Origin of the sequence: Allorhizobium sp. NPDC080224, assembly GCF_050281005.1 — a bacterium.
Taxonomy (GTDB): domain Bacteria; phylum Pseudomonadota; class Alphaproteobacteria; order Rhizobiales; family Rhizobiaceae; genus Allorhizobium.
The window spans coordinates 2,921,973-2,941,702 of the sequence record NZ_JBNNWJ010000001.1; the positions used below are offsets into that span (position 1 = coordinate 2,921,973).

20 protein-coding genes are annotated in these 19,730 nt (G+C 61.3%); 10 read left to right on the forward strand and 10 right to left on the reverse strand.

All coding sequences use genetic code 11. The features are described 5' to 3' along the window. Positions 1-51: 51 nt before the first annotated feature. The gene (gene sbmA / locus ACQKP1_RS14410) at positions 52-1,332 is read right to left on the reverse strand and encodes a peptide antibiotic transporter SbmA (protein WP_427275775.1); all 1,281 of its coding nucleotides are present in this window, start codon (positions 1,330-1,332) and stop codon (positions 52-54) included. A gap of 214 nt (positions 1,333-1,546) precedes the next feature. On the opposite strand from sbmA, the gene ACQKP1_RS14415 reads away from it, so the two are divergent. After that, positions 1,547-1,783 (forward strand): hypothetical protein, encoded by a 237-nt coding sequence (locus ACQKP1_RS14415; RefSeq protein WP_203017094.1) that lies wholly within the window; start codon positions 1,547-1,549, stop codon positions 1,781-1,783. A gap of 27 nt (positions 1,784-1,810) precedes the next feature. On the opposite strand, the gene map is transcribed toward ACQKP1_RS14415, so the two are convergent. Then, positions 1,811-2,563 carry a type I methionyl aminopeptidase gene (gene map, locus ACQKP1_RS14420; RefSeq protein WP_427275776.1) on the reverse strand — a complete coding sequence of 251 codons (753 nt, stop codon included), beginning with the start codon at positions 2,561-2,563 and terminating at the stop codon, positions 1,811-1,813. 41 nt (positions 2,564-2,604) lie between these two features. Continuing rightward, positions 2,605-3,651 carry an LLM class flavin-dependent oxidoreductase gene (locus tag ACQKP1_RS14425; protein WP_427275777.1) on the reverse strand — a complete coding sequence of 349 codons (1,047 nt, stop codon included), beginning with the start codon at positions 3,649-3,651 and terminating at the stop codon, positions 2,605-2,607. Between the two features lie 231 nt (positions 3,652-3,882). Between ACQKP1_RS14425 and ACQKP1_RS14430 the strand changes: the two genes are divergently transcribed. The 3 genes from ACQKP1_RS14430 (at position 3,883) to xdhB (ending at position 8,566) form a co-directional block, all read left to right on the forward strand. Next, positions 3,883-4,656, forward strand: coding sequence for a 3-hydroxybutyrate dehydrogenase (locus ACQKP1_RS14430; RefSeq protein WP_427275778.1), 774 nt, complete (start codon positions 3,883-3,885; stop codon positions 4,654-4,656). 98 nt (positions 4,657-4,754) lie between these two features. Next, positions 4,755-6,227: a xanthine dehydrogenase small subunit gene (xdhA, locus tag ACQKP1_RS14435; RefSeq protein ID WP_427275779.1), complete on the forward strand. Its 1,473-nt coding sequence runs from the start codon at positions 4,755-4,757 to the stop codon at positions 6,225-6,227. 2 nt (positions 6,228-6,229) lie between these two features. Then, complete coding sequence (xdhB, locus tag ACQKP1_RS14440; protein ID WP_427275780.1) at positions 6,230-8,566, forward strand: xanthine dehydrogenase molybdopterin binding subunit; 2,337 nt, start codon at positions 6,230-6,232, stop codon at positions 8,564-8,566. Here xdhB and ACQKP1_RS14445 read toward each other — a convergent pair. Beyond that, complete coding sequence (locus tag ACQKP1_RS14445; RefSeq protein ID WP_427275781.1) at positions 8,563-9,453, reverse strand: hypothetical protein; 891 nt, start codon at positions 9,451-9,453, stop codon at positions 8,563-8,565. The two genes, xdhB and ACQKP1_RS14445, sit on opposite strands and share 4 nt — an antisense overlap. Before the next feature lie 130 nt (positions 9,454-9,583). On the opposite strand from ACQKP1_RS14445, the gene xdhC reads away from it, so the two are divergent. The 6 genes from xdhC to ACQKP1_RS14475 all read left to right on the forward strand — a co-directional run bounded on the left by xdhC (position 9,584) and on the right by ACQKP1_RS14475 (position 16,085). Next, a complete protein-coding gene (gene xdhC, locus ACQKP1_RS14450; RefSeq protein WP_427275782.1) occupies positions 9,584-10,381 on the forward strand; it encodes a xanthine dehydrogenase accessory protein XdhC in 798 nt (265 codons plus the stop codon). A 404-nt stretch (positions 10,382-10,785) separates the two neighbouring features. Further along, a complete protein-coding gene (locus tag ACQKP1_RS14455; RefSeq protein WP_427275783.1) occupies positions 10,786-11,685 on the forward strand; it encodes a LysR substrate-binding domain-containing protein in 900 nt (299 codons plus the stop codon). A 137-nt stretch (positions 11,686-11,822) separates the two neighbouring features. Continuing rightward, positions 11,823-13,055, forward strand: coding sequence for a urate hydroxylase PuuD (gene puuD / locus ACQKP1_RS14460; RefSeq protein ID WP_427275784.1), 1,233 nt, complete (start codon positions 11,823-11,825; stop codon positions 13,053-13,055). After that, positions 13,055-14,371 carry a guanine deaminase gene (gene guaD / locus ACQKP1_RS14465; protein WP_427276459.1) on the forward strand — a complete coding sequence of 439 codons (1,317 nt, stop codon included), beginning with the start codon at positions 13,055-13,057 and terminating at the stop codon, positions 14,369-14,371. Before puuD ends, guaD begins: the two co-directional genes overlap by 1 nt. 27 nt (positions 14,372-14,398) lie before the next feature. Beyond that, entirely contained in the window at positions 14,399-14,833 is a 435-nt protein-coding gene (locus ACQKP1_RS14470; RefSeq protein WP_427275785.1) for a potassium channel family protein, read from the forward strand. Positions 14,834-14,939: 106 nt separating this feature from the next. After that, a complete protein-coding gene (locus ACQKP1_RS14475; protein ID WP_427275786.1) occupies positions 14,940-16,085 on the forward strand; it encodes an alpha-hydroxy acid oxidase in 1,146 nt (381 codons plus the stop codon). A 7-nt stretch (positions 16,086-16,092) separates the two neighbouring features. Here the strand turns inward: ACQKP1_RS14475 and ACQKP1_RS14480 are convergent, their stop codons facing one another. From ACQKP1_RS14480 to ACQKP1_RS14505, 6 genes are all read right to left on the reverse strand, one after another. Then, entirely contained in the window at positions 16,093-16,833 is a 741-nt protein-coding gene (locus ACQKP1_RS14480) for a metallophosphoesterase family protein (RefSeq protein ID WP_427275787.1), read from the reverse strand. 2 nt (positions 16,834-16,835) lie between these two features. Then, entirely contained in the window at positions 16,836-17,192 is a 357-nt protein-coding gene (uraH, locus tag ACQKP1_RS14485; RefSeq protein ID WP_427275788.1) for a hydroxyisourate hydrolase, read from the reverse strand. Further along, complete coding sequence (locus ACQKP1_RS14490) at positions 17,189-17,689, reverse strand: ureidoglycolate lyase (protein ID WP_427275789.1); 501 nt, start codon at positions 17,687-17,689, stop codon at positions 17,189-17,191. Before ACQKP1_RS14490 ends, uraH begins: the two co-directional genes overlap by 4 nt. A gap of 5 nt (positions 17,690-17,694) precedes the next feature. Beyond that, positions 17,695-18,060: a HepT-like ribonuclease domain-containing protein gene (locus ACQKP1_RS14495; protein ID WP_427275790.1), complete on the reverse strand. Its 366-nt coding sequence runs from the start codon at positions 18,058-18,060 to the stop codon at positions 17,695-17,697. Then, positions 18,057-18,347: a nucleotidyltransferase family protein gene (locus ACQKP1_RS14500; RefSeq protein ID WP_427275791.1), complete on the reverse strand. Its 291-nt coding sequence runs from the start codon at positions 18,345-18,347 to the stop codon at positions 18,057-18,059. Before ACQKP1_RS14500 ends, ACQKP1_RS14495 begins: the two co-directional genes overlap by 4 nt. A gap of 125 nt (positions 18,348-18,472) precedes the next feature. Then, positions 18,473-19,513, reverse strand: a complete 1,041-nt coding sequence (locus ACQKP1_RS14505) for a glutamine synthetase beta-grasp domain-containing protein (RefSeq protein WP_427275792.1) — start codon at positions 19,511-19,513, stop codon at positions 18,473-18,475. Positions 19,514-19,730: the final 217 nt, after the last annotated feature.

The window sequence follows — 19,730 nt, forward strand, 5'->3', positions numbered from 1 at the left end:
CCGCACCGGTTTCCCGGCGCGGCCTTCATGTTTGATACCTTTGTCCCTATCTCAGTAAGGCCGATCTGCGGCAATCTCACCCTCTGCTGCCTCGCGCTCAAGGTAGCGCTGGTCGATCGACGGCAGCGGTTCGCCGTCGATGGCGGCTTCGAAGGCCTTCAGGCGCTTGTGGATCGAGAGCAGCTCGATGATCGTCGACCAGTAGCTGACCAGATACTGGAAGCTGTCTGTCACCTGGCCGAAGGCGGTGGCGATCTGCTGCCACAGGCCCATGGTGATCTTTCCGGCAACGATCGTCGGGATCAGGATGAAGGTCAGGAAGATCGCGTCAAGCTGGCCATAGGTGTAACGGGCGACATTGAAATAGGTGTAGTGCCAGTACATGCGGAAATAGTTGCGGCGGACATTGCTGAAAAGCTCGCGCATCGTGATGGGCTCGGCCCGCTCGGCATTATCCTCGCCATAGACGAGTTCCTTACGGAAAGCAGCCTCGACGCGCTGATTTCGGAACTGCAGGCCCGGCAGCTTGATGCCGGCGACCATCAGAAGGATGGTGCCGAAGGCGGACCAGAAGATCGCCAGCCAGAACAGCGCATGCGGCACCGCGCCAATGATCGGCAACTCGCTGACATTCTCCGACATGCGGAAGAGGATCGGCAGGAAGACGACCAGCGTCATGACCGAATTGATCAAGGCAACGCCCAGTCCTTCCAGGATGTTGGCAAAACGCATCGTGTCTTCCTGGACACGCTGCGAGGCACCCTCGATGTGACGCAGCTTGTCCCACTTCGACAGGTAGAAGTCATTCATCGCATTGCGCCAGCGGAAGACATAGTGGTTGGTGAAGAAGGCGGTGAAGACCGAAAGCGTCACGCCGACCATGCCGATTTCCAGGAACCGCAGTTGCAACTCATAGAGCTGGCCGGCCGTCACCGTGCCGTCGCCGTTCAGCGCCTGCTGGAAGAGGTCGAAAAAGGGACCGCGCCAGTTGTTGACCGCGACCGAGATCTGCACGCTGAAATAAGCGATGAAGATGATGAAGGCCGAGCCCCAGATCGACCAGTTGGTCCAGGGATGATCTTTTGCAATCAACTGCCAGGCGACCCCAAAAATCAGCACGAATATGGTGAAATACAGATAGAACCAGAGATTGTCTGGCGTGAAGAAGAAGGCGAGACCGACCGGCGGCTGCTGCCCCTCTGCAAGCGGCGGAAGACCGATCGCGGCACCGATCTGCGGTCCGACCGTATACCAAACGATGATGCAGACGAGGGTCCAGAGCGCAGCCGACGTGAAGAACAGTTTGGGCTGAGGAAAGAAGGAGTGAAACACGCGGAAAACCTTCGTGTGGGAGAAGTCCTGTAGAGCCAGCCGGAACCTAGGGCAGATGGTTCCGTGCAGCAATGGCATCGCCAAATTGTGGCAGAATTACCCCCGCGAAAATTAAGGGTCTGTAAGGTTGGATGGAAGGCGTGTGTCTCAAGCTTGTCTTGCCTCCAGCCCAAAAACCGCTAGGGAAGTGCCAAAGCTTTTTCAGGAGTGCCCCATGAGCGATCTCAGCCTGCAGCAGGCCATCGACAACATCTACACATCGATCAACAACGACAACGAAGACATCGACCTTCACATTGCAGCCCTCAAGGCCGCCATGGCGAAGGAAGGCGTCAAGGAAGCCGTGTTCGAGCCGTCCAAGCTCGCCCAGTCGAACCGTCAGGGTCGCAAAATCATGCAGTCCTACTTCAAGAAGAAGGGCGTCGCCGTCGCTTTCTCCAAGGCCGACTAAGACACACCAGAAGCCACGGCGCTCGCCTTACTCGGCGAGCGTCAGCACCAGCGGTCCGTTCTTCGTCACCACGATCGTGTGTTCGAACTGCACAGTCGGCGCGCGCGGCTCGCTGAAGAGCGTCCAGTCGTCCTTGTCGCCGTCCTCGGCCCATTGGCCGCCGAGCGAGAGAAACGGCTCGACGGTAAACACAAGCCCCTCCTCCATGATCCTTGTTTCGTCCGGATCCGGCCAGGTAGAAAGCTCGGTCGGCTCCTCATGCAGTGAGCGGCCGACGCCGTGGCTCGCGAGATTGGTGATCAGCGTATAGCGGTTCTTCCTGGCAAAGGCGCCGATCGAATTGCCGATATCGGCGAGCGGACGGCCGGTCTTCACCTGGTTCAAGCCCACCCAGAGCGCCCGCTTTCCGTCGCGCAGCAACCGTTCCTGCTTGGTCGTCCCCGGCGGCACGATGAAGGACGAGCCGGTATCGCCGAAATAGCCGAGCTTTTCCGCGGACACATCGATATTGACGAGATCGCCCGCCTTAATCACCCGGTCGCCCGGAATGCCATGGGCGATCTCTTCATTGACCGAGATGCAGGTCGCGCCGGGGAACTGGTAGCAGAGCTCAGGTGCCGATTGCGCGCCATTGTCTTCGAGAAGCTTGCGGCCGATCAGATCGAGTTCGCGCGTCGTGATCCCCGGCTCGAGCGCCGCCGCCATGGTCTTGACGGCGGTCGCACAGATACGGCCGATATCCTTGAGACGAATGAGGTCCTCTTCGGTTTCGACGATCATGGCGGTCCTTCATTCGGCTATCAGGTGGGGCAACCGCTGCCTTAGGCGGCGGATGCCTTCTGCGTCAACGCCTTCCGAACCAGGGGCGCGACTTTTGTTCCGAAGAGTTCGATCCCGCGCATCAGTTCTTTGTGCGGCATCGGGCCGATCGCCATCTGCATCAGGAAGCGGTCGTTCTTGAAGATGTCGTGCATGGCGACGATCTTCTCGGCGACAGCTTCCGGGTCGCCGACGAAAAGCGCACCGCGAGGCCCGCGCGAGGCATCGAACTGCGCCCGGTTCGTCGGACCCCAGCCGCGTTCGCGACCGATCCGGTCCATCACCACGGCCTGCGGCGCGTAGAAGATATCGGCCGCCGATTCGGTCGTGTCGTGGATGAAGCCATGCACGTTGATGCTGGTCTTAAGCGTTGCGGGATCGACACCCGCCTTGGCGGCACTCTGCCGATAAAGATCGAAGAAGGGCGCAAAGCGATGCGGCTCGCCGCCAATGATGGCAAGCGCCAGAGGCAGGCCGAGATAACCGGCGCGCGCTGCCGACTGCGGTGTACCACCGATCGCGATCCACAGCGGAAGCAGATCCTGCAGCGGACGCGGGTAGACGCCCCTGCCCTGGATAGGCTTGCGGGTCTGGCCTTCCCAGCTGACCACCTCGTTCTCGCGGATCTCCATCAACAGCTGCAGCTTTTCGGCAAACAGCAGGTCGTAGTCTTCGAGGTCATAGCCGAAGAGCGGGAAGCTCTCGATGAAGGACCCGCGACCGACCATCATCTCGGTGCGGCCATTGGAGAGCAGGTCGACCGTCGCATATTGCTGGAAGACGCGCACCGGATCGTCCGAGGACAGAACTGAGACGGCGCTGGTCAGCCGGATGTTCTTTGTCTGCACCGCAGCAGCCGCGAGGATCGTGGCCGGCGAGGATGCCATATAGTCAGGGCGGTGATGTTCGCCCAAGCCAAAGACATCGAGACCGACCTCGTCCGCCAGACGGATTTCCGCCAGCAGCTCGTCGACACGGCGCTTGGCATCGGCCCCTTTGTTAGCGGCATTTGGGTCGACATCGGCAAAGGTGTAAAGTCCGAGTTCCATGGGAAGACTCCTGATTGCGTGTGTTGGCTCAGACATAGAGATTTGCGGCTGCAGACAAAAGGGCCCGCGATCGAACAGTGTGTCTCCCCGGACTTGCTCTATAGCGAGGGGCGTTGTCGGCTGCGGCAAAACGCCGTTGCACTGGAACTTCCTTTAGGACTAACCTTTCCCTTCGCGGGCGCAACATCACGCCCGTGATCCATCGGCATCCGTCGAGAAGGAAGCATTCACATGAGAAGAACTGTTGTCATTACCGGTTCCACAAGTGGAATCGGCCTTGGAATCGCCCGTGCCTTTGCCGCTGAAGGGGCCAATGTCGTCATCAACGGCTTCGGCGATGCCGCCGAGATCGAGAAGGCGCGCATGTCTCTGGAAGCGCATGGCGGCAAGGCGCTCTACCATGGCGGCGACATGACCAAGCCGGCCGAGATCGCCGACCTTATCGCCACCGCCGAGAAAACCTTTGGTGGCGTCGATGTGCTCGTCAACAATGCCGGTATTCAGCATGTCGCGCCGGTCGAGGATTTCCCGATCGAGAAATGGGACCAGATCATCGCGATCAACCTGACCAGTTCCTTCCACACGGTGCGCGCAGTCGTCCCCGGCATGAAGGCGAAGAAAAAAGGCCGCATCATCAACATCGCCTCGGCCCACGGCCTCGTCGCCTCGCCCTACAAGTCCGCTTATGTGGCAGCAAAGCACGGCATTCTCGGCCTGACGAAGTCGGTCGCGCTCGAAGTCGCCGAGTTCGGCATCACCATCAATGCGATCTGCCCGGGCTACGTGCTGACCCCGCTTGTGGAAAAACAGATCCCGGACACAGCCAAGGCCCGCGGCATCACCGAAGAACAGGTGAAGACCGAGGTGATGCTGCGCCTGCAGGCAACCAAGGAATTCGTATCGATTGACGAGGTCGCTCAGACCGCGATCTTCCTCGCGAGCGAATCTGCCCGCCAGATCACCGGCACCTCGATCTCCATCGATGGTGGCTGGACCGCACAATAGACTTGAAAGATAACGCTGCGCCGCCCACCATTGGTCACGTGGTCGGCGCAGCGCCGGCGTCCGCAAAATGGACGTCTCCAGGGGGACAAAAGACATAAATGGCAGACAGCATTCGTTTCATCCTGAATGGCGAGGACATCGCCCTTGCAAGCCTCGATCCGACCGAGACGCTTCTCGATTTCCTGCGCCTGAAGCGCCGGCTGACGGGCTCCAAGGAAGGCTGCGCCGAGGGCGACTGCGGCGCCTGCACGGTGTTGGTCGGGCGGCTCGTCGCAGGACGGCTACAGTATGAGACGGTCAATGCCTGCATTCGCTTTGTCGGCTCATTGAACGCCACGCACGTTGTCACGGTCGAACACCTCGCAGCCAAGGACGGGACGCTGCATCCCGTGCAGCAGGCCTTGGTCGACTGTCACGGCTCGCAATGCGGTTTCTGCACCCCGGGCTTCGTCATGTCGCTTTACGGGCTTTGGCTGACCTCGGAAAACCCCAGCCGTGCCGAGATCGAGCGCGCGCTTCAGGGCAATCTCTGTCGCTGCACGGGTTATGAGCCGATCGTTAAGGCTGCCGAACAGGTCGCCCGCATCCGCCCGTCTTCCCTCTTCGACCCGCTGGAACGCGAACGGGCCAACATCATCGCGCGGCTGGAAGAGATCTCGACCCGCGAGGCGATCGCGATTACAGGCCCCGATGGCCGGCGCCTCGTCGTGCCCGGCAGCGTCGAAGGGCTGGCCGAAACGCTGGCTACCCATCCCAAGGCGACCGTTGTCGCCGGCGCCACCGATGTCGGTCTTTGGGTCACCAAGCAGATGCGCGTGCTCGACCCTGTCGTCTTCATCAATCATCTGGAAGACCTGCGGAAGATCACCGTCACGCCAGAGGGCATCACGCTCGGCGCCGGTGTCAGCTATACCAGCGCCTTCGAAGCGCTGCGCCGCGAAATCCCCGCCTTCGGTCGTCTGATTGAACGCATCGGCGGCCAGCAGGTGCGCAACATGGGCACGATCGGCGGCAATATCGCCAACGGCTCGCCGATCGGCGATAGCCCGCCGGCCCTGATCGCGCTCTCCGCCACTGTCACCCTGCGCGCAGCCTCAGGCACCCGCACCATGCCGCTCGAAGATTTCTTCATCGACTACGGCAAGCAGGACCGCCAGCCGGGCGAATTCGTCCAAAGCATGTTTGTGCCCCGCCCGAAAGCTTCGAGTCACGTCGCGATCTACAAGATCACCAAACGCCGCGACGAGGACATCTCGGCGCTCTGCGGCGCCTTCCATCTGGAGAGCGATGCCGATGGCACGGTCACCCATATCCGCATCGCCTTCGGCGGCATGGCGGCAACCCCGAAACGCGCCCGCGCCGTCGAGGCAGCCCTTTACGGCAAGCCCTTCACCCAGGCGACCGTGGAAGCTGCCCGCGACGCCTTCGATCTCGACTACAAGCCGCTCACCGACTGGCGCGCCACGGCGGAATATCGCCAGCTGACGGCGAAGAACCTGCTGACGCGGTTTTTCCTGGAAGTGTCCGGCACGCCGCAGGAACTGCAGCGCTTTGCGGTGGAGGAGGCGTGATCATGGATAAGGCGACCTACGAGACGACGAAGTACATCAAGGGGCCGATGCACCAGTCGCTCCGGCATGATTCAGCGCACAAGCATGTCGCCGGAAGTGCCGAATATATTGACGATATTCCAGAACCCGCAGGCCTCCTGCATGGCGCGCTTGGCATGGCGGACCGCGCCCATGCGGAGATCCTGTCGATCGATCTTTCGGCGGTGAAGGCCTATCCCGGCGTCGTCTGCGTGCTGACGGTCGACGACATCACCGGCGTCAACGACGTCTCCTCTGGCGGCCGCCACGACGAGCCGCTGATCGCGACCGACAAAATCGAATTCCACGGCCAGACTATCTTCGCCGTCATTGCCGAAACCCGCGACGCAGCCCGAAAGGCCGCCCGTCTCGCCAAGGTCGAGTACCGCGACCTGCCCTTCTGGACCGATATCGACGGCGCGTTGGGAAATGGCAGTCCGCTCGTCACGCCGGGCATGACCCTGAAGCGCGGCACACCGGAGACCGAACTCGACAAGGCCAAACACCGCATCCAGGGTTCGATGCGCATCGGCGGCCAGGAACACTTTTATCTCGAAAGCCATATCGCTCTTGCCATCCCCGGCGAGGACGACGATGTCACCGTATGGTCCTCGACACAGCATCCGTCGGAGATCCAGCACATCGTCGGTCATGTGCTCGACATCCCCTCCAACGCCATCACCGTCAACACGCGGCGCATGGGCGGCGGCTTCGGCGGCAAGGAGACGCAAGGCAACCAGTTCGCGGCACTCGCCGCACTCGCCGCCAAGAAGCTGAAGCGCGCCGTCAAATTCCGCCCCGACCGCGACGAGGACATGGGCGTCACCGGCAAGCGCCACGACTTCAAGATGGATTTCGACGTCTCCTTCGACGATAGCGGAAGGATCCATGCGATCGAAGCCAATTTCGCCGCCCGCTGCGGCTATTCCTCCGACCTCTCCGGCCCGGTCACCGACCGCGCCCTCTTCCATGCAGACTCAAGCTATTTCTATCCGCATGTGAAGCTGACCTCGCAGCCCTTGAAGACCCACACCGTCTCCAACACCGCCTATCGCGGCTTCGGCGGGCCGCAGGGCATGCTTGGGGCAGAGCGGGTGATCGAGGAGATCGCTTATGCGTTGGGCAAGGACCCGCTCGAGGTCCGCAAGGCCAATTTCTACGGCGAGAAGGGCTCCGGCCGAGACGTGACCCCCTACCACCAGCAGGTGGAAGACAACATCATCCTCAAGGTCGTGGAGGAGCTGGAAACCTCCTGCGACTACCAGGCCCGCCGCCAGGCGATCCTGGAGTTCAACCGGACCAGCCCCGTCATCAAGAAGGGCATCGCGCTCACACCGGTGAAATTCGGCATCTCCTTCACCATGACCGCCTTCAACCAGGCGGGCGCGCTCGTCCATATCTATCAGGACGGCTCGATCCATCTGAACCATGGCGGCACCGAAATGGGCCAGGGCCTCTACACCAAGGTCGCCCAGGTCGTTGCCGATTGCTTCCAGGTCGATGTCGACACGGTGAAGATTACCGCAACGACCACGGCCAAGGTGCCGAACACCTCGGCCACCGCCGCCTCTTCCGGCTCGGATCTGAACGGCATGGCAGCATGGGACGCCGCCCGGCAGATCAAGGAACGGCTGATCGCGTTCGCAGCCGAGAAGTATGCGGTCCCGGCCTCGGAGGTCGAATTCTTGCCCAACCAGGTCCGCGTCGGCGGTGAGATCTTCTCCTTCGGCGACTTCGTCAAACAGGCCTATTTCGGCCGCGTCCAGTTGTCTGCCGCCGGCTTCTACAAGACACCGAAGATCCACTGGGACCGGGCTGCCGGTCGCGGCACGCCCTTCTACTACTACGCCTATGGCGCCGCCTGCACGGAAGTCTCAATCGATACGCTGACGGGCGAATATCTGATGGAGCGCACCGACATTCTCCACGATGTCGGAAAGTCGCTGAACCCGGTCATCGACATCGGCCAGATCGAAGGCGGCTTCGTCCAGGGCATGGGCTGGCTGACGACGGAAGAGTTGTGGTGGGATGGCAAGGGACGCTTGAGGACCCACGCCCCCTCGACCTACAAGATCCCGCTCGCGTCCGACCGGCCAAAGATCTTCAACACCCGGCTCGTGCCCTGGTCTGAGAACGCCGAGCCCACCATCGGCCGCTCCAAGGCCGTTGGCGAGCCGCCGTTCATGCTGGCGATCTCGGTGTTGGAGGCGCTGTCCATGGCGGTGGCTTCGGTTGCCGATTACCGTGTTTGCCCAAGGCTTGATGCGCCGGCGACGCCGGAGCGCGTGCTGATGGCGGTGGAGAGGTTGAAGCGGGCCTAGCTCTGGCGTGTTGCTGCCCGCAACAGATAGAGAAAGGCCGCGAGGATCAGCACCGGTAGAACCAGCAGCTTAACCAGATAGGCCGTGGCGATGCCGATCGATGCGGAGAAGAGGTCGGCCGAGATCGCGACGCCATCCTGAATCACCTGCGCATTCGCAGCGGCGGTGGCGGCCATGTCGGAGGCCGCCTGCAATGTCCCGGTAAAGGCCGAACCGAGGCGGTCGAACATCCCCTCCTCCGCAGGTGGAATCCGGTCGGTCGGAGACAGCGTCGGAAGCGCTGGCGCTGCCTCCCCCTCGATCCCGACCAAATCGTGCTGGCCGCTCATGCGATCCAGAACTTCCGTCGCATTGGTCCAGGCTCGGTCGGTGATCGCATCACCCGCATAAAAGGCGATCGTATAGGATGCAGGCAGGAGGACCGCCCCGAGCACGCAAAGGACGAGAACGGCCCTGGCCAACCGGTTAAGGATGGGTGGCACCCGACGCGCGGTAAGGGTGAGCCCGGCGCAAAACAGCGCGCAAGCTCCCAGAGCGATCGACGCGACCTTCGCGACCGGCACCAGAACGAGCGACAGGATGCCGGAGACGATCGCAAGGCCGAAGAGAAAGTCGACCAGGCGCTCGATCGTGTTGATGACAGGCTGCAGCAATTGCCCCGGGCTTGCGGTCACCGATGCGACGCCAACGCCGCCGGTGATATCGGCATCGCGCGCCACACTCATCACCGAATTCGCCACGCGCAAGGTCCCATAAAGCGCGCCGCTGCCAATCATGACGTCGCGGCTGAATCGGGCAGCAATGTCTGCCAGCGGATTGACGAGAAAGAGCGCCACCGCAAAGCAGGCAACGAGAAGCCAGATGATCGTTCCCTGCGTCCTGGTCATTCGAACTCCCATGTCGTCGATGCGAAACCATAACATGGTCGGCATGTTACGGGCGCAGAGAAACCATGGTCGGATAAACCAAAAGCCACGCTGTCCAGTTCCCCGCCGAAAATGCTAGGATCGCCGCATCATGAGCCTCACCACCCTCCGCGTATTCCTCGCCGCCCATCAAAACACCGTCCTCGTCGAGGTCGCCGAGACCAAGGGATCGACGCCGCGCGACAACGGCACGATCATGCTGGTCGCGGAAACCGCGCTGTGGGGCACGATCGGCGGCGGGTATCTGGAATTCCTGGCGATCGGCCATGCGCGCAGGCTGCTCAGCGGCGAGACGCTTGCTGCAACCCTTGACGTGCCGCTCGGCCCGGAGATCGGTCAGTGCTGCGGTGGACGGACACTTCTGAAGTTCACCCGGCTCGACAGGGACGGCAACCAGATACTCTTGCAACGCCTCGCCGAGGAGCGGTCACATTTCCCCGAGGTCATGGTCTTCGGCGCCGGCCATGTCGGCCTCGCGCTAGCCCAGGCACTCGCCCCTCTCCCGCTGAACGTCACGCTCATCGACTCGCGGCCGGAAATCGATGGCGAACCGCCCGAAGGCATCACCTTCCGCCGCGTCGCCATGCCCGAGGCAGAGATCGCGAAGTTGAAACCCGGCGGTGCCGCCGTCATCCTCACCCACGATCACGCATTGGATTTTCTGATAGGCAAGGAAGCGCTCGCCCGGACCGACCTCGCCTATGTCGGCATGATCGGCTCGAAGACCAAGCGCGCTACCTTCGCCTCCTTTCTCGAGCGGGAGGGCGTGGGGCGAGATTCCATCAACGGCCTGACGCTGCCGATCGGCGGCAGCACGGTGAGGGACAAGCGCCCGGCGGTGATTGCCGCCATGGTCGCGGCCGAATTGCTGGGTGTGCTGCTCCCCTGAAGCGATATCCGAACAAGCGGATTCACATCGGCAGAAACACGTCCCAACCTGCTCTATTGATTGGTCTTCTCCTCACATCGACCCAAGCCGCATGCGGTCGAGCAACCGTCTCTGAGACGCCTCCATTCCCCGCTGCAAATCACTTTCTGCCTCCAGCCCCACGTCCCGTCTGAGGTCTTCGGGCAACTCGTCCACCGAGAACCGCCGACGCCGTTTCTGTAGCGAGAAGACCTCTCGCAGCCAATGTTGGATGCCCTCTGATCCGGGCATGAACCGTCCGACCGCGGACATCATCTCTGCCTCCACATGCATGAATTCGTTTGTGTCTGATGCGACGATCATGCAGCCGGTTGCCCGCCAGATCCAATTCAATTACGCTGACGATGCATAAAGAGGCCTTATCCATGAAGCTGTCGCGCCAATTCCCGTTGAATGCCCTCCGCGTCTTCGAGGCGGTGGCGCGACTGTCGAGCTTCACCAAAGCCGGCGATGAGCTCGGCATGACCCAGACAGCCGTGAGCTATCAGATCAAGCTCCTGGAGGAGCATTTGGGAGAAAGGCTTTTTCTACGTTTGCCACGCCGGATAGAAATGACCACCACAGGCGAACGTCTCCTGCCAAAGGTGTCCGACGCCTTCGCCTTGCTCCAGGAAGCGATGGCGGGTGCAGCACGCGGCGACGACGAGATCTTGGAAATCCACTCCTCGCCCACATTTGCGTCTCAGTGGCTGGCCCGCACGCTTGGGGCCTTTCAATTGCAGCATCCCAACATTGCCGTGCGCCTTCTGCGTGGATCGATCCTCACGGATTTCAATCGTCAGACGGCCGATGTCGCCATCAGGGTCGGCCAGGGTCCCTGGCCTGGCCTCACCTGTCGCGAACTGATCCGGCTTGACTACACGCCCATCCTCAGCCCCAAGCTTGCAGATACCATAGGCGGGGTAAACGAGCCGGCAGATCTTCTGAAACTGCCATGGATCAGCCACGATGACCTTCGGTGGCGCTACTGGTTTCAGCTCGCCGGCCTAGAAGCGCCAGCAAAATCCGCGCGACGGCTCGATGCTCTCGGCGTCCTTGATCTCGAAGCAGGTGCCGCCCTTGCCGGCCATGGTGTGGCAATGCTGAGCCCCTTCTATGTTCAAGATGACCTGTTATCCGGCCGCCTGATTCGGCCTTTCGACATCAGCTGGACCGACGAAAACACCTACTGGCTCGTTTACCCGCAAACTCGTGGCAACCAGCCCAAGATCAAGGCCTTCGAGACATGGCTCATGGCCACGCTTGAAGCGGAAAAAGCCCACTGATTTCACCGGCTTCTCGGCAAGAAAAGAATCTCTGCATAAATCGCGCTTCAGAGCCCTCAGCGTGTTCACGAGGGCTTCCCTTGCAGCGCAATATTTTCCACACTGTCCGGCCGGGAGGATGACAAGGGGAACTCCGAATGTATGAATACGCAATCGCCTGGGAATGGCTGTCCTTCGCCGTCCGCTGGCTGCATGTGATCACCGCGATCGCCTGGATCGGCTCGTCCTTCTATTTCATCGCGCTGGATCTCGGCCTCGTGAAGCGTCCGGGGCTTCCCGTCGGCGCCTATGGCGAGGAATGGCAGGTGCATGGCGGCGGCTTCTACCATATCCAGAAATATCTGGTTGCCCCCGCCTCAATGCCGGAGCACCTCACCTGGTTCAAATGGGAAAGCTACGCCACCTGGCTCTCGGGCTTTGCGCTTCTGGCTGTCGTCTATTACGGCGGCGCCGATCTCTTCCTCATCGACCGCACGGTCCTCGATATCGAACCATGGCAGGCCATTGCCCTGTCCGTCGGGTCGCTGGCCGTCGGCTGGATCCTCTATGATCTCCTGTGCAAGTCGCCGCTCGGCAAGAACACCTGGGGCCTGATGGTCTTCCTCTATCTCGTGCTGATTGCCATGGCCTGGGGCTATACGCAGATCTTCACCGGCCGCGCCGCCTTCCTGCATCTAGGCGCGTTTACCGCCACCATCATGTCGGCCAATGTCTTTTTCATCATTATCCCGAACCAGAAGATCGTCGTCGCCGACCTGATCGCTGGCCGCACGCCCGACCCGAAATACGGCGTGATCGCCAAGCAGCGCTCGCTGCACAACAACTACCTGACGCTGCCCGTCATCTTCTTCATGCTGTCGAACCATTATCCGCTGGCCTTTGCGACCGAGTTCAACTGGATCATTGCAGCACTCGTCTTCCTGATGGGCGTCACCATCCGCCACTGGTTCAACACCACCCATGCCCGCAAGGGCAAGCCGACCTGGACCTGGCTGGTGACGGTGCTCATCTTCATCGTCATCATGTGGCTGTCGACCGTGCCGAAGGTGCTGACCGGCGAGGAGGAACAGGCGCGCCTTTCCATGCGTGAACAGACCTTTGTTGCAAACGGCCATTTCGAAGCCGTGCGCGATGTCGTACAGGGCCGCTGTTCGATGTGCCACGCAGCCGAGCCCGTCTGGGAAGGCATTGCGCGGGCACCGAAGAACGTGAAGCTTGAAACGGACGGCGAGATCGCCGCCCATGCCCGTGAAATCTATCTCCAGGCCGGCCGCAGCCATGCCATGCCGCCCGGAAACATCACCGATCTCTCGAGCGAAGAGCGCAAGCTGCTCGTCGCCTGGTATGAGACGACGGTTCAAGGCAAATGATGACACCTGAGACCCTGATCCGCGGACGCCTTTTGTCCTTCCGCCGCGCCCCGCAACATGCCGCCGACAGCGAAAGCTATCACTACGAGGAAGACGGCGCGCTGCTCGTCCGCGATGGCAAGATTGCAGCCGTCGGCACTTATGCCGACGTCAAGGCGAAGGCCGGCGCGGAAGCGGCAGAAATCGACCACCGCCCGCACCTGATTCTGCCCGGGCTGATCGATTGCCATGTGCACTTCCCGCAGATGCAGGTGATCGCCTCCTACGCGGCGAACCTTCTGGAATGGCTTGATACCTACACCTTCCCCGAGGAATGCCGCTTCGTCGAAACGGCACATGCAGAACGCATCGCCACGCAATTTTTCGACGAATTCCTGCGCCAGGGCACGACAACGGCGGTCGCCTATTGCTCCGTGCACAAGGCCTCCGCCGACGCCTTCTTCGCCGAAAGCCTGAAGCGCGGCACGCTGATGATCGGCGGCAAGGTGATGATGGACCGCAACGCCCCGCAGGGCTTGCTCGATACACCGCAGCTGGGCTACGACGAGACCCGTGCGGTCATCGAGCAATGGCATGGCAAGGGCCGCAACCACGTTGCCATCACCCCGCGCTTCGCCATCACCTCGACGCCAGAGCAGATGGCGATGACGCAGAAGCTGGCGGAGGAATTCCCCGATCTGCATATCCAGACGCATCTGTCCGAGAACCACGACGAGATCCGCTACACCTGCGAGCTCTATCCTAACGCCACCGATTATACCGACATCTATGCCCGCTACGGCTTGCTGAGGAAGAAGGCCCTGTATGGTCATGCGATCCACCTCTCGGAGCGCGAGGCGGATGCCATGGCCGAAAGCGGCGCGGTCGCGGTCCATTGCCCGACCTCCAACCTCTTCCTCGGCTCCGGCCTCTTTCCGCTGAAGGCAATCCAGCGGCGGGAAAAGCCCGTCACCGTCGCAGTCGCCACCGATATCGGCGGCGGCTCCAGCTATTCCATGCTGAAGACCATGGATGAGGCCTACAAGATCCAGCAGCTGCTCGGTGAGCGCTTGAACCCACTCGAAAGCTTCTACCACATGACACTCGGCAATGCCGTGGCACTCGACCTCGCGGATCGCATCGGCACGCTGGACGAAGGCTCGGATGCCGATATCGTCGTGATGAATGCCGCAGCGACGCCTGCCATGCGCCTCCGTATGGAGACGGTGACGTCGCTCTCCGAAGAGCTCTTCCTACTGCAGACACTCGGTGACGACCGCTCGGTGGTCGAGACCTATGTGGCAGGCAAGGCTTCGAAGCCTCAGTTTGGCCTCTGAAGTAGCCCCGAGGGAGGGTTGGAATCCATGTTATTGACCAACCTCGCCCTCGGCACCCTGATGATTTCGCTGACGGTGGTCATTCACACCTTCGGCCTGATGGCTGTCACCCATGTCATGGCCTGGGTCACGGACCGCATCCGCTTGCATGGCCACAGAAGTCATATGCTCGCCATGAACACGGTCATCATCGGCGTCTTTGCGGTTCTCACAGCCGAGGTCTGGCTCTGGGCCGCCGCATACAGCCTGATCGGGGTGGTCGACGATTTCGAGACCGCCCTCTATTTCTCCACCACGACCTTCTCCACCGTCGGCTTCGGCGATGTGGTGCCGCATCCGGAATGGCGCATGCTGGCCGCACTCGAAGGCATCAACGGCTTCCTTCTCATCGGCTGGTCGACCGCCTATCTGATCGCCGCCGGCATCCGCGTCGGACCGTTCCGCTCGGGCGAGCATTTTTGACCAATACAAGAGGTCAAATATTTTTACCTCTTACTGTCATCGCAGTTCCCAGCCGCCTTGCGGTCATGATATGGCGGTTACCAGACATTTCCGGAGAACCTGTCGCATGGCCCCGATCCTCGAAATCGCAGATTTGAAAACCCTTGCGCGCAAACGCGTGCCGAAACTCTTCTTCGACTATGCCGATAGTGGTTCCTACACCGAAGGCACCTACCGCGCGAACGAGAGCGATTTTTCGAGGATCAAGCTGCGCCAGCGCGTGCTGGTCGACATGAGCGGCCGGACGCTCGAAACGGCCATGGTCGGCGAGAAGGTGAAGATGCCGGTGGCGCTTGCCCCGACCGGTCTGACCGGCATGCAGCATGCCGATGGCGAGATGCTGGCGGCGAAAGCGGCGGAAGAATTCGGCGTGCCCTTCACGCTGTCCACCATGAGCATCTGCTCGATCGAGGACGTCGCCTCTGTCACCACCCGCCCCTTCTGGTTCCAGCTCTACGTCATGCGCGACCGGGACTTCGTGATGAACCTGATCGAGCGCGCCAAGGCGGCCAAATGCTCGGCTCTGGTTCTGACTGCCGACCTGCAGTTGCTCGGCCAGCGTCACAAGGATATCAGGAACAGCCTCTCCGCCCCGCCGCGATTGACGCCGAAACACCTCTTCCAGATGGCCATGCGCCCGCGTTGGTGCTGGAACATGCTGCAGACCCAGCGCCGCACCTTCCGCAATATCCAGGGTCATGCCAAGAATGTCTCCGATCTTGCCTCGCTCGGCGCCTGGACCAACGAGCAATTCGATCCCAAGCTGTCCTGGAAGGATGTCGAATGGATCAAGAAACAGTGGGGCGGCAAGCTGATCATCAAGGGCATCCTTGATGTCGAAGACGCCAAGATGGCGGCAAAGACCGGCGCTGACGCGATTGTCGTTTCCAACCATGGCGGTCGCCAGCTCGACGGCGCGCATTCCTCGATATCAATGCTGCCGAAGATCGTCGAGGCCGTCGGCCACAAGATCGAAGTGCATATGGATGGCGGTATCCGCTCCGGCCAGGACGTGCTGAAGGCCGTGGCGCTCGGCGCCCGGGGCACCTATATCGGCCGCCCCTTCCTCTATGGCCTCGGTGCCATGGGCAAGGACGGCGTGAGCAAGGCGCTGGAGATCATCGCCAAGGAAATGGATGTCACCATGGCGCTCTGCGGCAAGCGACAGCTTGCCGATGTCGACAGGTCGATCATCGCGGAAAGCCCGTTCTGAGCTTGCCTCAGGCGATCCAGCCGCTCGAAAGCGCACTGACCCAATCCATCATGCCATGGCGGCGCGCAAGCTCTGCCATGGCGAGATTGTCATAACGCACCAGGCGAAAGCTCGGCTGCCAGCCGCGCAGCGTCTTCTCCAGGATCGCATAGCTGGCAAAGGGCGTGCCCGCCTGGGCCTTGTGATAGACGGGCACGTCGTAATCGAAGCCGGGGCAGCCGACGCTGCCGGGATTGACGATCAGCCTGCCATCGCTGAGTTGCACGGCGCGCGAAATGTGGCTGTGTCCGCAGAGCAGAAGCGTTGCATCGATACCGTCCGCCAGGCTTTCGATTTCGTCGAGCGGCTTCAAATGGAAGATGCCGTCGGCCGCCAATGTCTCGGTCCAATAGGTGTTATCGTCGCGTGGCGTCGCGTGACAGAGGAAGACATCGTCACCGAGGCGAGCCGTTTCCGGCAGGTTGCGGATCCAGTCGAGATGAGCGGGCGTCAATTGCGGATAGCTCGGCTTTTCCCAGTCCCCCATTGCCTCGAAGGGCCGATCGATGAGCGCCCGATCATGATTGCCGCGAACTGTCAGTGGATTGAGCGGCATCAGCAAGTCAGCGGTCAAACCAGCCTCGAGCGGCCCGGAAAAACTATCACCGAGATTGACGATCGTCTCAACGCCCTGCGCCCGGATATCCGCGAGCACGGCTTCGAGCGCCAGATGATTGCCATGAATATCGGCGATCGCCGCAAATCGCATGCTCAGCTTCCCCGATAGGTGGAGTAACCATAGGGCGAGAGCAGCAAAGGCACGTGGTAATGCGCCGTGGTGTCGGAAATGCCGAAGCGGATCGGGACGACGTCGAGGAAGGGCGGATCGGTCAGCGCAAAACCTTTGGCCTTCAAATAATCGCCGGCATGGAAGAGCAATTCGTATTGCCCGATCTGAAACTCGTCGCCTGCGAGCATCGGCCCGCCGTCGACGCGGCCATCGTCATTGGTGAAGACGGTCTTGATCAGCTCCGCCTCCTCGCCGCTCATCCGCATCAGCTGGATGCGAAGCCCCTGGGCGGGCTTGCCGAGAGCGGTGTCGAGCACATGGGTGGTGAGGCCGGTCATATCTGGGGCTCCCGAATCATGAAGGGGGTATCGAAGAAATACTCTTCGAGATTGTTGCCGGGTCCGTCGCGATCGACAACCAGGAAATCGCTGACCTCGCCGATCGCCATCAAGGGATGGTGCCAGGTATTGCGCCAATAATTCACGCCCTGATGCGCGCTCGCGAGAAACACCTGCGGCGCACCGGGCTTGCCGTCCTCATCAGGCGACACCGCGACAAGGAACGGCCGACCGGACAACGGCGAAAAGCTCTGGCTGCCGAACGGATGGCGCTCCATCATGCCGATCTCATGAGGGAAGGTGCGTGGCTGGCCTCGGAAGATATTGACGATCACCCGGGCGCCCTCGCCCGTTATCTCCGGCGAAAACAGCGCATGAAAGCGCTCGGTCGTGCCGCCATTGATCAGCCGCATGGTTGAGGGATCGGCCTCGATCACCTCACCGAAGGGCGCGAAGTCGGATGCCGTCAGGGGACGGATGGGGAGGTCGATGGGCAAAGGGGTTATTCTCCCTGGATATGCGGATGGCGGAGCTGGTGGATCTGGCGAACCAGCTTCGGAAGGTCGCGCTGCACCGTATCCCAGACCTGACGCCATTCCAGCCGGTCATATTGATGGACCACAAGATTACGCAGCCCCCGCATTTGTGCCCAGGCGATCTCGGGTTGCTCAGAGGCAATATCGGGAAACCTCGCCTGGATACGGGCGGCGGCGGCAGCAATCAGAACGAAGGTCATGGCCACAGCGCGCTGGCGCAGCAGATCATTCTCGAACGCCTCGAAACTCACCCCATCGAGGAACCCTATGGCTTCCGCCGCGGCCTCCTCCATGTCTATGAGATTATCGAGCAGCCGCTCTTCGGGCGTCATATGGCGCGAGCCTCAGCGAGGATCCGCGCTCGCATCCGCTCTTTCAAGCCGCCCGAGGAGACGATGTCGACCCGACAGGGCAGCAGGTCCTCCATCTCCGCCTGTAGCCCGCCGAGGTCGAAGAGCGTCATGCCGGGGAGGCCATCCACCAAGATATCGAGATCGCTGTCCGGCCCGTCGTCGCCTCTGGCGACAGAACCGAAGACGCGGGGGTTTGTCGCCTTGTGACGTGCCGTCACATCGCGGATGGCTTGCCTGTTCTTCTCCAGCACTTCGGACGGTCGCATGGCCCATCTCCTCGTCCGCAATCATAGAACAAACCCGAAGCTCGAGAAAGCTCCACAGCGAGCCCCCAAATCATAACAGCGCCGGTGTTTCCACCAGCGCTGCAATCTTAACACTTAACCTGAAATCAGGCAGCGTTCTTGGCGTAATCGGCCGTCGGCACTTCGGCGATCGTCTTCAGGACGACGGAAGCGATCTGGTAGGGGCAGCCCTGGGAATTCGGGCGGCGATCTTCGAGATAGCCCTTGTAGCCGTTGTTGACGAAGGAGTGCGGAACGCGGATCGAGGCGCCACGGTCGGCAACGCCGTAAGAGAACTTGTTCCACGGAGCCGTCTCATGCTTGCCGGTCAGGCGCATGTGGTTGTCCGGACCGTAAACGTCGATGTGCTCCTGCCAGTTCTTGGCAAAGGCCGCCATGAGGGCTTCGAAATATTCCTTGCCGCCCACTTCGCGCATGAAGGTGGTCGAGAAGTTGCAGTGCATGCCCGAACCGTTCCAGTCGGTGTCGCCGAGCGGCTTGCAATGGAATTCGACGTCGATGCCGTACTTTTCGCAAAGGCGGAGAAGCAGGTAGCGAGCGATCCAGATCTGGTCGGCGGCCTTCTTGGAGCCCTTGCCGAAGACCTGAAATTCCCACTGGCCCTTGGCCACTTCGGCATTGATGCCCTCGTGGTTGATGCCGGCTTCGAGGCAGAGGTCGAGATGCTCTTCAACGATTTCGCGGGCGATCGATCCGACATTCTTGTAGCCGACGCCGGTGTAATACGGACCCTGCGGAGCCGGGTAGCCCTGCTCCGGGAAGCCGAGCGGACGACCGTTTTCGTAGAAGAAATATTCCTGCTCGAAACCGAACCAGGCGCCTTCGTCGTCGAGGATCGTGGCGCGGCTGTTCGACGGATGCGGGGTGACGCCATCGGGCATCATGACTTCGCACATGACGAGAGCGCCGTTCGTGCGAGCCGGGTCGGGGTAGATGGCGACCGGCTTCAGCACGCAATCAGACGAGTGGCCTTCGGCCTGCATCGTCGAGGAGCCATCGAAGCCCCAGAGCGGCAGCTGTTCCAGGGTCGGGAAGCTGTCGAATTCCTTGATCTGCGTCTTGCCACGCAGGTTCGCTACCGGCTTGTAGCCATCGAGCCAGATATACTCGAGCTTAAACTTGGTCATGGTGCTCTCTCTTCAGTCTCGCGCCACTCATCGGCGCAACAGAGGGGTGATTCTCCGGCGTGCCCGGGAGTCGGAGACTAAAAAGCAGGAAGCGTGCCAGTTTGGCGATGGCGGCCGAGATCAAGCCATTTTGTCGCAGGCGGCACCCGGAAACTCTGCAACAGAAGGCGTTTCTTTAACAGATTCCACTGATAGTCAGGAACCGGCGCGCCGTGTC

What these genes read in the sequence shown, in the direction of transcription:
- ACQKP1_RS14415 (WP_203017094.1), top strand. Translation starts at nt 1,547, where the DNA reads ATGAGCGATCTCAGCCTGCAGCAGGCCATCGACAACATCTACACATCG.
- map (WP_427275776.1), bottom strand. Translation starts at nt 2,563, where the DNA reads ATGATCGTCGAAACCGAAGAGGACCTCATTCGTCTCAAGGATATCGGC.
- ACQKP1_RS14425 (WP_427275777.1), bottom strand. Translation starts at nt 3,651, where the DNA reads ATGGAACTCGGACTTTACACCTTTGCCGATGTCGACCCAAATGCCGCT.
- ACQKP1_RS14430 (WP_427275778.1), top strand. Translation starts at nt 3,883, where the DNA reads ATGAGAAGAACTGTTGTCATTACCGGTTCCACAAGTGGAATCGGCCTT.
- xdhA (WP_427275779.1), top strand. Translation starts at nt 4,755, where the DNA reads ATGGCAGACAGCATTCGTTTCATCCTGAATGGCGAGGACATCGCCCTT.
- xdhB (WP_427275780.1), top strand. Translation starts at nt 6,230, where the DNA reads ATGGATAAGGCGACCTACGAGACGACGAAGTACATCAAGGGGCCGATG.
- ACQKP1_RS14445 (WP_427275781.1), bottom strand. Translation starts at nt 9,453, where the DNA reads ATGACCAGGACGCAGGGAACGATCATCTGGCTTCTCGTTGCCTGCTTT.
- xdhC (WP_427275782.1), top strand. Translation starts at nt 9,584, where the DNA reads ATGAGCCTCACCACCCTCCGCGTATTCCTCGCCGCCCATCAAAACACC.
- ACQKP1_RS14455 (WP_427275783.1), top strand. Translation starts at nt 10,786, where the DNA reads ATGAAGCTGTCGCGCCAATTCCCGTTGAATGCCCTCCGCGTCTTCGAG.
- puuD (WP_427275784.1), top strand. Translation starts at nt 11,823, where the DNA reads ATGTATGAATACGCAATCGCCTGGGAATGGCTGTCCTTCGCCGTCCGC.
- guaD (WP_427276459.1), top strand. Translation starts at nt 13,055, where the DNA reads ATGACACCTGAGACCCTGATCCGCGGACGCCTTTTGTCCTTCCGCCGC.
- ACQKP1_RS14470 (WP_427275785.1), top strand. Translation starts at nt 14,399, where the DNA reads ATGTTATTGACCAACCTCGCCCTCGGCACCCTGATGATTTCGCTGACG.
- ACQKP1_RS14475 (WP_427275786.1), top strand. Translation starts at nt 14,940, where the DNA reads ATGGCCCCGATCCTCGAAATCGCAGATTTGAAAACCCTTGCGCGCAAA.
- ACQKP1_RS14480 (WP_427275787.1), bottom strand. Translation starts at nt 16,833, where the DNA reads ATGCGATTTGCGGCGATCGCCGATATTCATGGCAATCATCTGGCGCTC.
- uraH (WP_427275788.1), bottom strand. Translation starts at nt 17,192, where the DNA reads ATGACCGGCCTCACCACCCATGTGCTCGACACCGCTCTCGGCAAGCCC.
- ACQKP1_RS14495 (WP_427275790.1), bottom strand. Translation starts at nt 18,060, where the DNA reads ATGACGCCCGAAGAGCGGCTGCTCGATAATCTCATAGACATGGAGGAG.
- ACQKP1_RS14500 (WP_427275791.1), bottom strand. Translation starts at nt 18,347, where the DNA reads ATGCGACCGTCCGAAGTGCTGGAGAAGAACAGGCAAGCCATCCGCGAT.
- ACQKP1_RS14505 (WP_427275792.1), bottom strand. Translation starts at nt 19,513, where the DNA reads ATGACCAAGTTTAAGCTCGAGTATATCTGGCTCGATGGCTACAAGCCG.